Genomic DNA, 13,613 nt, shown 5'->3' with positions numbered 1-13,613 from the left:
ACCAGGTTGGCCCGAGACGCGGCGTACGCCAAGTACCCACAAAAAAGTGGCCATGCGCCGGAGCGCGAGGTGCCAGCGCTCCACCGGTACGAGTCCGAACGCCTACGGCCCGGCGTTCCGCGCGCTGGTCTTCGGCGTCACGTGGCCCCGAGCGGACGGATCGGCACTCCTGACCACGTCCGCGATGACACAGCTGACGTTGTCGGGGCCGCCGGAGCGGTTGGCGAGGGCGACGAGTTCGCGTACCGCCTGGTCGGGGTCGCGGGCCGCCGTGATCACCCGGTGGATGTCCGCGGTGGGGACGACGGTGGTCAGGCCGTCGGAGCAGAGCAGGTAGCGGTCGCCGGGCCGGGCGTCGTGCAGCCGCAGGTCGCAGGTGGCCTCGCCCGCGCCCAGGGCGCGGATCAGCAGGGAGCGCTGGGGGTGGGAGGCGGCCTCCTCGGGGGTCAGGCGCCCCTCGTCGACCAGCGACTGGACGACCGTGTGGTCGTGGGTGACCTGGAAGAGGGTGCCGTCCCGCAGGACGTAGGCGCGGGAATCTCCGATGTGGACGAGGGCGAGCTGCGATCCGGTCCAGAGCATCGCGGTGAGGGTGGTGCCGGCCTCGGCCGACGAGGGCCCGTTCGCGGCGCTGTTCGCGGCGCCGGTCGCGGTGCGGGTCGCGGTGCCGGTCTCCGTGCCGGTCGCAGCGCCGCCGTCTGCCGCCCCGCCGTCTGCCGCCCCGTCGCCGGGGGTCGCGCGTACACCCCGTACGGCGTTGTCGGCCTGTTCCACGGTGTCCTCAAGGGTGTTGAGGAGATGGCCCGCCGGGACACCGGCGGTCTCCAGGTGCTTGAGCGCGTCGATGGCGGCGGCCCCGGCGGGCGCCCCGCCGCGGCCGAAACCGTCGGCCACGGCGAGCAGACGGGTCCCGGCGTACGCGGTGTCCTGGTTGGTCTCGCGGACCAGGCCGGTGTCGGACAGTGCCGCGTAGCGGATCTCCAGCGGTTCGGCGAGCGGGGTCGGGCTCATGGCGGGGTCCTTCCTGGACAGGTGGTCGACGAGGAAGACGGCCAGGTCCCGCCGCGCGGCGGTCTCCGCCTCGACCCGGGCCCAGAACGCGCGGATCTCCTGAGCGGCCGCCGCGTCGTCCAGCGTGCGGACGTGCTGGATACGGGCCAGCGGCATGCCGAGGCGTCGCAGCCAGGCCACCAGGCGGGCCTGGTCCAGCTGTTCGGGTGCGTAGAGGCGATAGCCGCTGGCCGGGTCGACGCGGGCGGGGGTCAGCAGGCCCAGCTCGTCGTAGAGCCGCAGTGCCTTCGGTGACAGCCGGGACGCCTTCGCGAACGCCCCGATGGTCAGCAACCCCATGCCCGCCCCTCATCGGTAGGGCCGGGCACGCCGCCCGGCCCTACCGATGCTGCGGGCTCCCCCAAGGTGAAGGTCAACTACGGGGCTTTCGGAACCGCAGCATGTTCCCCGCCGGGTCACGGAACGCGCAGTCCCGTATGCCGTACGGCTGGTCCATCGGCTCCTGGAGGACCTCGCCGCCCGCGGCGCGGATCTGTTCGAACGTGGCGTCGACGTCGTCCGTACGGAAGTTGACGCCGCGCAGGAGGCCCTTGGCCAGCAGTTCGGCGGCCGCCTGCCGGTCGGAGTCCGTGGCGTTCGGGTCGGCGAGCGGCGGTTCGAGGACGATCTCCACACCGGGCTGCGCGGGCGAACCGACGGTCACCCAGCGCATCCCCGCGTATCCGACGTCGTTGCGCACCTCCAGACCGAGAACGTCGCGGTAGAAGGCGAGGGCCTTGTCGTGGTCGTCGACGGCGATGAAGCACTGTGCGAGGTTGATTTCCATGCCCTCCACGCTAGGAACCGCCGGGGGCTTTTGCTTCTCCATTCCTGACCGGTCTGGTGTGGATCTTGGCGAGGCAGGCGGGGAAGGCGGAGCCGGGTCCATGGTCGCGGGCCCGGTACGAGCTCGGGCTCTCGCCGACCAATTCCGTGAACCGCGAGCTGAACGACCCCAGTGACGTACAGCCCACCGCCATGCACACCTCCGTCACCGAGAGGTCCCCGCGCCGCAGCAGCGCCATGGCCCGTTCGACCCGGCGCGTCATGAGATAGCTGTACGGGGTCTCGCCGAAGGCGGCGCGGAAGCTGCGGGAGAAGTGGCCCGCCGACATGAGGGCGTCCCGGGCCAGGGCGGGCACGTCCAGGGGCTGCGCGTAGTCACGGTCCATGCGGTCGCGGGCCTGGCGCAGGCGGACGAGGTCGGGGAGAGACACCACACGGGGAACGTTACCGACTGCCTCTGTCACATTCGCGGCTCCACCGGTGTCTTCATGGCGGGCAGCCGGACAGCCGGACAGCCGGACCGCCGAGCAGCCGAACGGCCAGGCATCCGGACCGCCGGGCATCCGGACAGCGAACGAATACAGGAGGCCGACATGGCGCCGCGCATCCCGAAGGCCGAACTCCCCGCCGAGCTCAAGGAGAACATGATCAAGCAGCTGGGCGAGGTGCCGGAGCCCGTCGACGTGGTGTGGCACAGCCCCCAGGTCGCCACTTCCACCCTGGAGTTCTCCGCCAAGCTGAGCGAGTGGGACGCGGTCGACGAGAGCCTCAAGTCGTTCGCGCACATGGCGGTCGCTGGGCAGGTCGGTTGTCGCTGGTGCCTCGACGTCGGCGGGCGTGGCGTGGCGCACTTTTGCAAGCATGTGCTTGCAAAAGTTAGCAAGGGTGTCGCACCATGGAGGCATGGCATCACTCAACGTCGGCAATCTCGGCGAGTATCTGCGTGAACAGCGGCGCAACGCGCAGCTGTCGCTCAGGCAGCTCGCCGATGCCGCCGGGGTGTCCAATCCGTATCTGAGCCAGATCGAGCGCGGCCTGCGCAAGCCGAGCGCCGAGGTGCTCCAGCAGGTCGCCAAGGCCCTGCGGATCTCCGCCGAGACGCTGTACGTGCGCGCCGGGATCCTCGACGAGAAGGAGCGGGACGAGCTGGAGACGCGCGCCGTCATCCTCGCCGACCCCTCCATCAACGAGCGCCAGAAGCAGGTGCTGTTGCAGATCTACGAGTCGTTCCGCAAGGAGAACGGCTTCGAGACCTCGTCGTACGCGGAGACGTACGCGCGGACGTACGCGGATGTGGCCCCCGAGACCGTTGACGCGGTCGACGCGGTCGACGCCGATGAAGCCGTTGAGGCCGATGACGGCACCCGCGCCGCCGACGGCAGTGATGCCGGCCCGAAGACACCACCCCCAAGCTGAACCAGCTGACGCGACTCCGGGAGGACCATCGTCATGGCCATCACCGATGACCTGCGCAAGACCCTCACCAACACCACCCCCGCATACTTCGTCGCCGGGTCCGCGGACCTCGCGTTCCAGCAGGCGAAGAAGGTGCCGGGCATCGTAGAGCAGCTGATCGCCGAGGCGCCCTCCCGCTTCGAGGCGGTGCGCAACACCGACCCCAAGGCCGTGCAGGACAAGGCCGCCGCCCGCGCCAAGGAGGCGCAGGAGACCATCCAGGCCAAGGTCACCGAGGTGCTCGGCACCCTCGACACCGACCTGAAGAAGCTCGGCGAGACCGCCCAGGACCTCGCGCTGCGCGGTGTCGGCGTGGCCGCCGAGCTCGCGGTCAAGGCCCGCGAGAAGTACGACGAGGTCGCCGAGCACGGCGAGCAGGCCGTGAAGACCTGGCGCGGCGAGGCCGCCGAGGAGATCCTCGACCTGGCCGAGACGGTCGAGCCGGACGCCGAGCCGAAGCCCGTGGTCCCGGCGCCCGCCACCGCCACGACGGAGCCGAAGACGGCCCCCGTGGCCGAGCCGAAGGTGAGCGCGGCCTCCGAGAGCGAGAGCGTGGACACCGCCCCGGCGAAGAAGCCCGTCGCCAAGAAGGCCCCGGCCGCCCCGGCCCGCAAGACGACGACCGCGACGGCGAAGAAGACGCCCCCGGCCAAGTGACCCGCGGCGCCCGGTAAGTGGGCGACGGGCGGGTCGGGAAAGCCCTCAGGGGCGGGTTCTCAGGGCGGGTTCTCAGGGGCGGGCACTCAGGTAGTGTCCGCCCCGTTGACAGAGGTAGCGGGTACCGTGGCCGCGTGATGACGAGCCGAGACTGGCGAGACTGGTGGTGGACGTTGTGCTGATGCAGGGTTTCGCGAACTTCATGTGGCTGCTGTCGCTGGCCCTGATCCTGTTCAGCGGATTCGCGCTCATCGACGCCGCTGTCCGGCGCGAGGACGCCTATCGGGCCGCGGACAAGAAGACGAAGCCGTTCTGGCTGATCATCCTCGGGCTCGCCTTCGTGGTGAACCTGATCTTCAACATCCTGTCGTTCCTGCCGATTCTCGGCCTCATCGCCACCATCGTCTACATGGTGGACGTGCGGCCCGCGATCCGGCAGATCACCGGCGGTGGCGGCCGCCGCGGCGGATCCAGCAGCGACGGTCCGTACGGCCCGTACAACGGCGGCCGGTAACACCCCCGCCAACTCCCGCGCTCCTGCCCGCGCTTACCTACGCGCCACGCCTACGCCGTGCCCGCGCCTACGCTGTGCCCACGCCTACGCCGTGCCCGCGCCTACGCCTGCGCCGCCGCCGGAGGCCAATGGTGGCCGCCCGGTGCCCGGTCGAGCAGCAGGATCGCCACGTCGTCCGTCAGGTCGCCGCCGTTGAGGTCCCGCGCCTCGTTCACGGCCGCTTCGAGCAGTTCGTCGCCCTGGAGCCCCGAGGCGATCTGGCGGCGGACCATCTCCACCATGCCCTCCTGGCCCAGCCGCTCCTTGCCCTGGCCGATCCGGCCCTCGATCAGGCCGTCCGTGTAGAGCATCAGGCTCCACTTCCCGCCCAGCTCCACCTGGCGGCGCGGCCAGCGGGCGCGCGGCAGCAGGCCGAGGGCGGGGCCCCCGTCCTCGTACGGGAGGAGTTCCGCGAGGCGGCCCTCGCGCGCGATCAGCGGTGCCGGGTGGCCGGCCAGGCAGAGTCCGGCGCGGCGGCCGTCGGGGGCGATGTCGACCGTGCAGAGCGTCGCGAAGATCTCGTCGTCCGCGCGCTCGTGCTCCAAAACCTTCTGGAGGGTGGAGAGCAGTTCGTCGCCGCACAGGCCCGCGAAGGTCAGCGCGCGCCAGGCGATCCGCAGCTCCACGCCGAGCGCGGCCTCGTCGGGGCCGTGGCCGCACACGTCGCCGATCATGACGTGCACGGAGCCGTCGGGGGTGCGCACGGTGTCGTAGAAGTCGCCGCCGAGCAGCGCGCGGGAGCGGCCGGGACGGTACCGGGCGGCGAAGCGCAGCGGCGAGCCGTCCAGGAGCGGCGTCGGCAGCAGGCCGCGCTCCAGGCGGGCGTTCTCCTGGGCCCGCAGCCGGGACTCGGTCAGCTGGCGCTGGGCGGCGTCGGCGCGCTTGCGCTCCACCGCGTACCGGATGGCGCGGCTCAGCAGCCGTCCGTCCAGCTCCTCACGGAAGAGGTAGTCCTGCGCGCCGACGCGCACGGCTTCGGCGCCGAGCTCGGAGTCGTCGTTGGCGGTGAGCGCGAGGACGGCGTGGCGGGGCGCGAGGCGCAGCACGTGCTTGAGGGCGGCGAGCTCGTCCTCGTCCGCGTCGGCGGCCCCCGAAGTGGTGCTGGAAGCGGCACCGGAAGCGCTGGCGGGGCCGGACGCGGTGGCGGGGACGGTCAGGGCGAGGTCGAGCAGGATGCAGTGCACGTCGTCCGTGAGCAGCCGCTCGGCCTCGGTGAGGTTGCGGGCGGTGCGGATACGGATGGGCTTGCCCGCGGAGTCGAGCATGCGGGGGACGCTCAGCGACCCCGCCGGGTCGTCCTCGATCACCAGCAGGCTGAGGCTGGTGCCGGATCCGCGCTCGGACTCGCTGATGGGCCGGGGCCGGGGCAGGGGCCCGCGCTCGGGTCCAGTGACGGGGTCCGGGGCAGGGGCAGGCGCAGGCGCAGGGCATGGGCCGGTGTCGCGGCCGCCTGTGTCGGTCGTGTCACGGGGAGCCGCCGCGGTGTCGTGCGGGGGCGCTGACTGAGCCTGACCGCCTTCCGCGGCCGGGATCGCTCTCTGCCGCGGTATGGGTACGGGCATCGCTTGATTCCTTCCCTCCCCCGAGGGCGTGGCGCCACGCAGGTCGACGCGGCACCGACGGGGACCTTAGCGGTAGCCACGCCTCCATAGGAATGGCGCGAGGCAAACGGCCACCGTCATATGCCGCGTCCAGGAACGCACTTGGGCATGGCGCGGCTCGGCCCGGATGACGAACATCACGCCCTAGGAGCCGGCCGGAGGGCCGCCGGGAGGCCTGGGTCACACCCTGCGGCGGCCCGCGCCGGGAGGCCTGGGTCACACCCTGCGGCGGCCCGCGCCGGGAGGCCTGGGTCAGACCCCGCGGCGGCCCGACCGAGACGCCGCCATGTGTGGGCCCAACGTCCTGAGCCGGACACGCCGCTACTGCCCGGACTGCCGCCAGGTGCCGGGCGCGCCGCCACGTGCGGCGACCCCAGCGCCACGTGCCGGACCCGCCCACAGACCCGGACTCGCCGCCACATGCCGGGCCCGCCTCACGTGCCCGGGCTCCCGACGCCGTATGCCGGGCCCCGCCATATGGGGTCCGACGCCAGGCGCCGGACGCGCCGCCGCGTGTGAGACCCGTCGGCAAGTGCCGGACCCGACGCTACATGCCGGACACACCGCCACGTGTGAGACCCGACGTCACGTATGGGACGCGCCACCGCGTGTCGGACCCCACCGCTATCTGCCGGACCCGCCGCACCTGCTCAGGCCTCCGCCGCTATGTGCCGGACCCGCCGCCGCATGCCGGACCCGCCCACCTGCCCGGACGCGCCGCCACGTGTGGGGTGCCAGGCGCCGGGCCTGCCGCTACCTGCCGGACCCGCCGCCACGTGCCGGGCCCGCCTTACGCGCCCGGGCCCCCGCCGCCACCTGCCGGGCCCGCCTCACGCGCCCGGGCCCCCGCCGCTACTGCCCGGACGTGCCGCCAGGTGCCGGACGCGCCGCCACGTGTGGGACGCCAGGCGCCGGGCCTGCCGCTACCTGCCGGACCCACCGCCACCTGCCGGACCCCATTGCCACCCACCGGCCCCCACCGCCACCTGCCGGACCCCATTGCCACCCACCGGCCCCCACCGCCACCTGCCGGACCCCATTGCCACCCACCGGACCCTGCCGCTACCCGCCGGGCCGGACGACCCCGAGGATCTTCATCGAGCCCGCTCCCGCGATCGTCACGTCCCGCCCCGGCCGCGGGGCGTGCACGATCGCGCCGTCGCCTACATATATCCCGACGTGGCTGGCGTCGGCGTGGTAGATGATCAGGTCGCCGGGGCGCATGTTCTTCATGTCGATGTGCGGCAGCTGCTTCCACTGCTCCTGGGAGGTCCGCGGGATGCCGCGCCCGGCCGCCGCCCAGGCCTTCGAGGTGAGCCCCGAGCAGTCGTACGACCCCGGGCCCTCGGCGCCCCATACGTACGGCTTGCCGATCTGGGCCGTGGCGAACTCGACCGCCCTCTTGCCCTCGGGCGTCATCTTGCCGCCGATGTCCTTCAGGGCGCCCGAACCCACCCACGCAGACTGCTTCTTGAGGGCGGCCTCCTCCTCCAGCTTGCGCAGCCGCTCCCGCTCCTTCTTCTCCAGCCGCGATTCGAGCTTCTCGGCGTCGGCGATCTTCTTCTTTATCTTCTTCTTCGACGCGGCCTTCGCCTTGCGGTTGGCTTCCAGCTTCTTCCAGCGGGCGGTGGCGTCCTCGGCGTAGATCCGCAGGTCTTCCTGGGTCCTCTTCAGCTCCGTCAGCATGCCCTTGGTGGCCTTCTCGCCCTGCCGCATGCGCCCGGCGCCGTCCAGGAACTGGCGTGGGTCGTCGCTGAGCATCAGCTGGGCCTCGTCCGGCATGCCGCCGCCGCGGTACTGCGCGCGGACCGCGGCGCCCGCGCGGGCCTTGAGTTTCTTCAGTTTGGCCTGGCCCTCGGTGATGTCCTTGGCCAGCTTCACGATCTGCTCGGACTGCTTGTCGGCCTTCTCCTCCGCCGCGTTGTACGCGTCGGTGGCCACGCCCGCGTCGTGGTACAGCTTCTCGATCTCCTTGCGCACTCGCTCAAGGGACTCGTCCGATCTGGGCGTCGGCTCCGCGGGGCTGGAGGGAGGCGGGGGACTCGCGTACGCCGCTCCCGGCGCGGTCACCACCACCGCCGCGCAGATCAGCGCCACAGTCGCCGCCGTCGAGTATCGCTTGCCGGTCACGTCCTGCCACCCCCAAAGCTGATTTACCGTCAGTAACATCTGGTCGCCACCGGGATGGTGCCATGTCGGCGCCCAATGCGACAGAGCCCGACAACAAACTCCGAGCCCCCACCCGCCTCATCTGACGAACCGCCCACGATGTTCGTTCCCCGCAGGTCAGGGCCTCAGGGAAGTCTCCGGGTTCCCTCAGGGAAGCCTCAGGGGCGCCGTCGGGGATGCCCCGGGGTCACCCTTGCGGAGGCCTTCGGGTGGGCGCGGGAGTTCACTTGCGGGGGCCTTCGGGTGGGCGTGGGAGTTCACTTGCGGAGGCCTTCGGATGGCCGCGGGAGTTCACCTGCGGAGGCCTCCGGATGGCCGCGGGAGTTCACACCGCCCGAGGCGCCAACGCCTCCCAGCGCACCGTCACTTCACCCTGCCGCCACCGCGAAGTCCCGCCGACGACCGGCCAGTCGGCGCTGACGTCACGCACCGCCCTGATCCAGCGCTGCCGCGCCCCGTACGAGGCGTACGGCGCCGCGGCCGCCCAGGCCCGGTCGAAGTCCCGCAGGAACGCGTGCACCGGCTCGCCCGGCACGTTCCGGTGGATCAGCGCCTTCGGCAGCCGCTCGGCGAGGTCGGAGGGCCGCTCCAGGGATCCGAGCCGCGCCGCGAACGTCACCGTGCGGGGCCCCTCAGGGCCGAGCGCGACCCATACGTGCCGCCGGCCGATCTCGTCGCAGGTGCCCTCGACGAGCAGCCCGCCGGGGGCGAGCCGCGCGCACAGCCGCTCCCACACGGCGGCGACCTGCTCCTCGTCGTACTGCCGCAGGACGTTCGCGGCCCGGATCAGCATCGGGCTCCCCGGCAGCGGCACCTCGAAGCCGCCGTGCCGGAAGGTGAGCCCCTCGCGCTCGTACGGCCGTGCGGCGGCGACCCGCGCCGGATCGATCTCGATGCCGACCACACGCGTGTGCGGCGCGACGGTACGCAGCCGCAGCAGCAGTTCGACGGCGGTCCAGGGGGAGGCGCCATAGCCGAGGTCGACGGCGACGGGGGTGGGGGCCGGGGAGCGGCGCAGGGCGGCGCCGTGCGTGGCGGCGATCCAGCGGTCCATGCGGCGCAGCCGGTTCGGGTTCGTGGTCCCGCGCGTCACCGTTCCCACGGGGCGGGAAGGGGTGCGTGGGGCCATGGGGAAAGGGTATGCGGGGGCGGCGGAACGCAGACACCGGGTAACGCTTTGGCAAAAAGAGGCGAAGGGGCGGGGGAGGGGAAATGGAGCGGACGCTTCCGGTGTTGCCCCTGCGGAGGTACGTACGCCCTCCGCCTCGTCATGCCCGTACGCAAGGAGGACCGCCACGTGAGCCAATACGTGTCCAGGCTCGGGCGTCGCTTCCCGGCGGCACCCTCTCGGCTCCGTATACCCGGCATTCCCGCTAATCCCGCTAACCCTGGTACTCCTGGCATTCCCGGCTCCCATGGCTCCCACCGGCGTCCCCGCCGTGTGGCCATGCTGAGTGTGCACACCTCGCCGCTGCACCAGCCCGGCACGGGCGACGCGGGCGGCATGAACGTCTACATCGTCGAGCTGGCCAAGCGTCTCGCCGCGATCAACATCGAGGTCGAGATCTTCACGCGCGCCACCACGGGCGCCCTCCCGCCCGCCGTGGAACTGGCGCCCGGCGTCCTCGTACGCCACGTCGACGCGGGCCCCTACGAAGGCCTCGCCAAGGAAGAGCTGCCGGCGCAGCTCTGCGCCTTCACGCACGGCGTGATGCAGGCCTGGGCGGGCCACCGACCCGGCTACTACGACCTCGTCCACTCCCACTACTGGCTCTCCGGCCACGTCGGCTGGCTCGCCGCCGAACGCTGGGGCGTGCCCCTCGTCCACGCCATGCACACCATGGCCAAGGTCAAGAACGCCGCGCTCGCCGAGGGCGACACCCCGGAGCCGGCCGCCCGCGTCATCGGCGAGACGCAGATAGTGCGCGCCGCCGACCGCCTCATCGCCAACACCTCCGAAGAGGCCGACGAACTCGTACGCCACTACGAAGCCGAGCCCGGCAAGGTCGCCGTCGTCCACCCCGGCGTCAACCTCGACCGCTTCCGCCCGGCCGACGGGCGCGCCGCGGCCCGCCACCGCCTCGGGCTGCCGCAGGACGCCCTGGTCCCCCTGTTTGCGGGCCGTATCCAGCCCCTGAAGGCCCCTGACGTGCTGCTCCGCGCGGTGGCCGTACTCCTGGACGAACGGCCCGCCCTGCGCTCGAACATCGTCGTCCCTGTTGTCGGCGGCCCCAGTGGCAGCGGCCTCGCGAAGCCGGAGGGCCTCCAGAAGCTGGCGGCGCGGCTCGGGATCGCGGACGTCGTGCGCTTCCAGCCGCCGGTGGGCCAGGACCAGCTGGCGGACTGGTTCCGCGCGGCGTCCGTGCTCGTGATGCCCTCCTACAGCGAGTCCTTCGGGCTCGTCGCCATAGAGGCGCAGGCGGCGGGCACGCCGGTCCTCGCGGCCTCGGTGGGCGGCCTGCCCGTCGCGGTGCGCGACGAGGTCACCGGTTTCCTGATCTCCGGCCACGAACCGGCCCACTACGCGCGCGTGCTCCGCGATTTCGCCGACCATCCACAGCTTGTGGACCGCATGGGGACGGCCGCGGCCCAGCACGCGCAGTCCTTCGGGTGGGACACGGCGGCGTCCGCGACGGCCGACGTCTACACGGCGGCCATGTACGACTTCCGCAGCTCAGGCCGTCACGTACGCTCGCACCATGGCTGAGCCCGAGCAGGCGGACACGGACACGGACGCGGACGCGCATACGGACGCGGACACCGACACGGACACCGACACGGACGCGGACACCGACACGGACACGGACATCGACACGGACGCGGACACCGCGACGATCATCGAGCGGACGCTGGACGACGCCGAACTGGAGTGGGAGAGCCCCGAACCGGGCTCCTACGTAGTCAAGCTCCCCGGCACCCGCAAACTGTCGACGACCCTGTCGATGATCGTGGGCAAGCACTCGCTGTCCTTGAACGCGTTCGTGATCCGCCATCCGGACGAGAACCACGAGGCGGTCCACCGCTGGCTCCTGGAGCGGAACCTCCGCCTCTACGGCGTGAGTTACGCGATCGACTCGCTCGGCGACATCTACCTGGCGGGCAAGCTGCCGCTCTCCGCGGTCACCCCCGCCGAACTGGACCGCCTTCTCGGCGCGGTCCTCTCCGCCTCCGACGACTCCTTCAACACGCTCCTGGAACTGGGGTTCGCGTCGGCGATCCGCAAGGAGTACGAGTGGAGGGTCTCGCGGGGCGAGTCCACGCGAAACCTTGACGCGTTCACGCATCTGACTCGGCCTCAGGGGTAGCGGGACTGGCCCTGCGGGGCGAGGTGCGGGGCGTGGGGCGTGGGGCGTGAACAAGGACCCCGTGTCCTGGCCGCCCCGCAGGAAGCTTTCGCGTCCCTCGTGCCGCAGGGGGGTACGACTGTTGGGCGTACGACATCGTCGTACGCCATGTGGACAACGGTTTCGGCCTGGTCGCCGCCTCCGCCTGCACCCTGCGCCGCACGCGCGTGGCGGGCCGCGGCTCGCACCACCCGTACTTCTGCCGCGAGGGCTCGCACGACAACCTCGTCGACGACTTCAGGATCGACGCCCGCACCACCCCGGCCCCACCCGGCACCCAACTCCACGGCATCAACGTGGAAGGCCTCTCCTCCCACAACGTCTGGTCGCGCGGCCACATGGAGATGGGCACCTTCGGCAGCCACCGCGGGATGCCCTTCGCGAACGTACGTACGGACATCACCGTCGACAACACCGGCCGGCGCGGCGGCGACGTGAGCGCGGGCCCCCTCTTCGGTGCCCGCTTCACCCACTGGAACATCCGCGTCACCAACGGACGCGCGGGCCTCATGAAGATCGACGGCCTCGCGCCCCACAGCGCCACCGTCGGCCTCAACACCGTCCGCGAGTTCGACCAGATCGACGTGCCCGACTTCACCGGCGACCTGCACACGCGCCTTGAGCTGTACGGGACTACGGACGCGGTGCGGCCGCGGAATCTGTACGAGGCGCAACGGACCCTGCGGCACTGATCCCCTCGCCCCCGGAGCCGCCTCGGGCAAAGGCCTCGGCGCCGCCCTGGTCGGGAGCCTCGGCGCCGCCCTCGGCGAGGGCACCCTTAGGAAGCCCTCGCATCAGCCCCCAGTACCCCAGCGCCGCCCCGGTCCCGAGCACCGCGCACGCCGCCCACAGCCACTCCGCGCCGAACCGGTCGATCATGAACCCGGACATCAGCGGGGCGACGAGCGCGGCCACGGACCACGACATCGTGTACATGCCCTGGTAGCGCCCGCGCCCGTGGGTGGGGGAGAGGGCGACGACGAGGCCCGTCTGGGTCGGCGCGTTGACGATCTCGGCGAGCGTCCACACGCAGACCGTCAGCGCGAAGATCCCGACGGACCCGGCGAAGGCGGTGAGCCCGAAGCCGTACCCGGCGACGAGGGAGGAGATCACCAGCAGCCGGCGCGGGTCACGGTGTTCGATGAAGCGCGTGACGGGGATCTGGAGGGCGACGATCAGCACACCGTTCACGGCGATCGCGAGCCCGTAGTCGGCGGGCGTGAACCCGGCCTCGCCCATCGCGACCGGCAGCCCCACGGACCCCTGCTGGAAGATCAGCGCGACGACGAACGAGAGCCCCACCACGCCCATGAACCGCCCGTCCCGCAGCACGGTCCCGAGCCCGACCACCGGCTCGGCGGCCTTCTCCTGCGCCGTCCGCACGGGCCGCGACTCCGGCAGCTTAATGAAGACGACGATCGCGCAGACCATCGTCATCGCGGCCTCGATCAGGAACCCGGCCCGGTAGCTGTACGAGGCGATGAACCCGGCGCCGGCGGAGGAGACGGCGAAGCCGAGATTGATGGCCCAGTAGTTCAAGGAGAAGGCCCGCACCCGGTCCTCGGGCCGCACGATGTCCGCCATCATCGCCTGCACGGCGGGCCTGGACGCGTTGCTCGCCATGCCCACGAGGAACGCGACGCCCGCGATCGCCACCGGGTGCTCCATGAAGCCGAGCACCGCCACGGAGAGCGCCGTCGAGGCCTGCGCGATCAGCAGCGTGGGCCGCCGCCCGAGCCGGTCCGCCATCACCCCGGCGCCCAGCGAGGACGCGACACCGCCGAGCCCGTGCAGCGCGGCGACGAGACCCGCGTACGAGGCGGAGTAGCCTCGCTCCAGCGTCAGGTACAGCGCCATGAACGTGGCGACGAAGGCGCCGAGCCGGTTGACCAGCGTGCTGATCCACAGCCACCAGAAGGCGCGCGGAAGCCCCGACACGCTCTCGGTGACGGCACGTCTCATGGCGGCGAAGGTCATGCGGTTTCCCCCGGGGTGTAA

The 13,613-nt window shown here is 71.8% G+C and carries 12 protein-coding genes and 2 pseudogenes; 7 read left to right on the top strand and 7 right to left on the bottom strand.

Features of this window, described 5'->3' with window-relative positions:
- Positions 1-102: 102 nt before the first annotated feature.
- The 3 genes from ACOBQB_RS27060 to ACOBQB_RS27050 form a co-directional block, all read right to left on the bottom strand.
- The gene (locus tag ACOBQB_RS27060) at positions 103-1,350 is read right to left on the bottom strand and encodes a MerR family transcriptional regulator (RefSeq protein ID WP_423595099.1); all 1,248 of its coding nucleotides are present in this window, start codon (positions 1,348-1,350) and stop codon (positions 103-105) included.
- Positions 1,351-1,423: 73 nt separating this feature from the next.
- Positions 1,424-1,837 (bottom strand): VOC family protein, encoded by a 414-nt coding sequence (locus tag ACOBQB_RS27055; RefSeq protein WP_423595097.1) that lies wholly within the window; start codon positions 1,835-1,837, stop codon positions 1,424-1,426.
- A gap of 10 nt (positions 1,838-1,847) precedes the next feature.
- Entirely contained in the window at positions 1,848-2,267 is a 420-nt protein-coding gene (locus tag ACOBQB_RS27050; RefSeq protein WP_423598792.1) for a helix-turn-helix transcriptional regulator, read from the bottom strand.
- 162 nt (positions 2,268-2,429) lie between these two features.
- On the opposite strand from ACOBQB_RS27050, the pseudogene ACOBQB_RS27045 reads away from it, so the two are divergent.
- The 4 genes and pseudogenes from ACOBQB_RS27045 to ACOBQB_RS27030 form a co-directional block, all read left to right on the top strand.
- A pseudogene (locus ACOBQB_RS27045) lies at positions 2,430-2,666 on the top strand (carboxymuconolactone decarboxylase family protein); the annotation flags it as partial.
- A 73-nt stretch (positions 2,667-2,739) separates the two neighbouring features.
- Positions 2,740-3,252, top strand: coding sequence for a helix-turn-helix domain-containing protein (locus ACOBQB_RS27040; RefSeq protein WP_423595095.1), 513 nt, complete (start codon positions 2,740-2,742; stop codon positions 3,250-3,252).
- Positions 3,253-3,285: 33 nt separating this feature from the next.
- Positions 3,286-3,948 (top strand): hypothetical protein, encoded by a 663-nt coding sequence (locus ACOBQB_RS27035; RefSeq protein ID WP_423595093.1) that lies wholly within the window; start codon positions 3,286-3,288, stop codon positions 3,946-3,948.
- 181 nt (positions 3,949-4,129) lie between these two features.
- The gene (locus ACOBQB_RS27030) at positions 4,130-4,462 is read left to right on the top strand and encodes a DUF2516 family protein (RefSeq protein WP_223775391.1); all 333 of its coding nucleotides are present in this window, start codon (positions 4,130-4,132) and stop codon (positions 4,460-4,462) included.
- Positions 4,463-4,563: 101 nt separating this feature from the next.
- Here ACOBQB_RS27030 and ACOBQB_RS27025 read toward each other — a convergent pair whose 3' ends face one another.
- From ACOBQB_RS27025 to ACOBQB_RS27015, 3 genes are all read right to left on the bottom strand, one after another.
- Positions 4,564-6,063, bottom strand: coding sequence for a PP2C family protein-serine/threonine phosphatase (locus ACOBQB_RS27025; RefSeq protein WP_423595091.1), 1,500 nt, complete (start codon positions 6,061-6,063; stop codon positions 4,564-4,566).
- A gap of 1,101 nt (positions 6,064-7,164) precedes the next feature.
- On the bottom strand, positions 7,165-8,271 hold the full coding sequence (locus ACOBQB_RS27020; RefSeq protein WP_423595089.1) for an NlpC/P60 family protein: 1,107 nt from the start codon (positions 8,269-8,271) through the stop codon (positions 7,165-7,167).
- Between the two features lie 325 nt (positions 8,272-8,596).
- Positions 8,597-9,400, bottom strand: a complete 804-nt coding sequence (locus ACOBQB_RS27015; protein ID WP_423595087.1) for a class I SAM-dependent methyltransferase — start codon at positions 9,398-9,400, stop codon at positions 8,597-8,599.
- A gap of 168 nt (positions 9,401-9,568) precedes the next feature.
- On the opposite strand from ACOBQB_RS27015, the gene mshA reads away from it, so the two are divergent.
- The 3 genes and pseudogenes from mshA to ACOBQB_RS27000 all read left to right on the top strand — a co-directional run.
- Positions 9,569-10,978 carry a D-inositol-3-phosphate glycosyltransferase gene (mshA, locus tag ACOBQB_RS27010; RefSeq protein ID WP_423595085.1) on the top strand — a complete coding sequence of 470 codons (1,410 nt, stop codon included), beginning with the start codon at positions 9,569-9,571 and terminating at the stop codon, positions 10,976-10,978.
- Positions 10,971-11,576 carry a YbjN domain-containing protein gene (locus ACOBQB_RS27005; RefSeq protein WP_423595082.1) on the top strand — a complete coding sequence of 202 codons (606 nt, stop codon included), beginning with the start codon at positions 10,971-10,973 and terminating at the stop codon, positions 11,574-11,576. Before mshA ends, ACOBQB_RS27005 begins: the two co-directional genes overlap by 8 nt.
- 113 nt (positions 11,577-11,689) lie before the next feature.
- Positions 11,690-12,307: pseudogene (locus tag ACOBQB_RS27000) on the top strand (hypothetical protein); the annotation flags it as partial.
- Here the strand turns inward: ACOBQB_RS27000 and ACOBQB_RS26995 are convergent.
- The gene (locus tag ACOBQB_RS26995; protein ID WP_423595080.1) at positions 12,249-13,592 is read right to left on the bottom strand and encodes an MDR family MFS transporter; all 1,344 of its coding nucleotides are present in this window, start codon (positions 13,590-13,592) and stop codon (positions 12,249-12,251) included. The pseudogene ACOBQB_RS27000 and the gene ACOBQB_RS26995 overlap by 59 nt on opposite strands.
- Between the last annotated feature and the right edge of the window lie 21 nt (positions 13,593-13,613).

The organism is Streptomyces sp. G5(2025), assembly GCF_049542075.1.
Classification (GTDB): domain Bacteria; phylum Actinomycetota; class Actinomycetes; order Streptomycetales; family Streptomycetaceae; genus Streptomyces.
This window is presented reverse-complemented; position numbering and strand designations above follow the sequence as displayed.

Coding starts and splice junctions, on each gene's coding strand:
- ACOBQB_RS27060 (WP_423595099.1), bottom strand. CDS start 1,350: ATGGGGTTGCTGACCATCGGGGCGTTCGCGAAGGCGTCCCGGCTGTCA.
- ACOBQB_RS27055 (WP_423595097.1), bottom strand. CDS start 1,837: ATGGAAATCAACCTCGCACAGTGCTTCATCGCCGTCGACGACCACGAC.
- ACOBQB_RS27040 (WP_423595095.1), top strand. CDS start 2,740: ATGGCATCACTCAACGTCGGCAATCTCGGCGAGTATCTGCGTGAACAG.
- ACOBQB_RS27035 (WP_423595093.1), top strand. CDS start 3,286: ATGGCCATCACCGATGACCTGCGCAAGACCCTCACCAACACCACCCCC.
- ACOBQB_RS27030 (WP_223775391.1), top strand. CDS start 4,130: ATGCAGGGTTTCGCGAACTTCATGTGGCTGCTGTCGCTGGCCCTGATC.
- ACOBQB_RS27025 (WP_423595091.1), bottom strand. CDS start 6,063: ATGCCCGTACCCATACCGCGGCAGAGAGCGATCCCGGCCGCGGAAGGC.
- ACOBQB_RS27020 (WP_423595089.1), bottom strand. CDS start 8,271: ATGTTACTGACGGTAAATCAGCTTTGGGGGTGGCAGGACGTGACCGGC.
- ACOBQB_RS27015 (WP_423595087.1), bottom strand. CDS start 9,400: ATGGCCCCACGCACCCCTTCCCGCCCCGTGGGAACGGTGACGCGCGGG.
- ACOBQB_RS27005 (WP_423595082.1), top strand. CDS start 10,971: ATGGCTGAGCCCGAGCAGGCGGACACGGACACGGACGCGGACGCGCAT.
- ACOBQB_RS26995 (WP_423595080.1), bottom strand. CDS start 13,592: ATGACCTTCGCCGCCATGAGACGTGCCGTCACCGAGAGCGTGTCGGGG.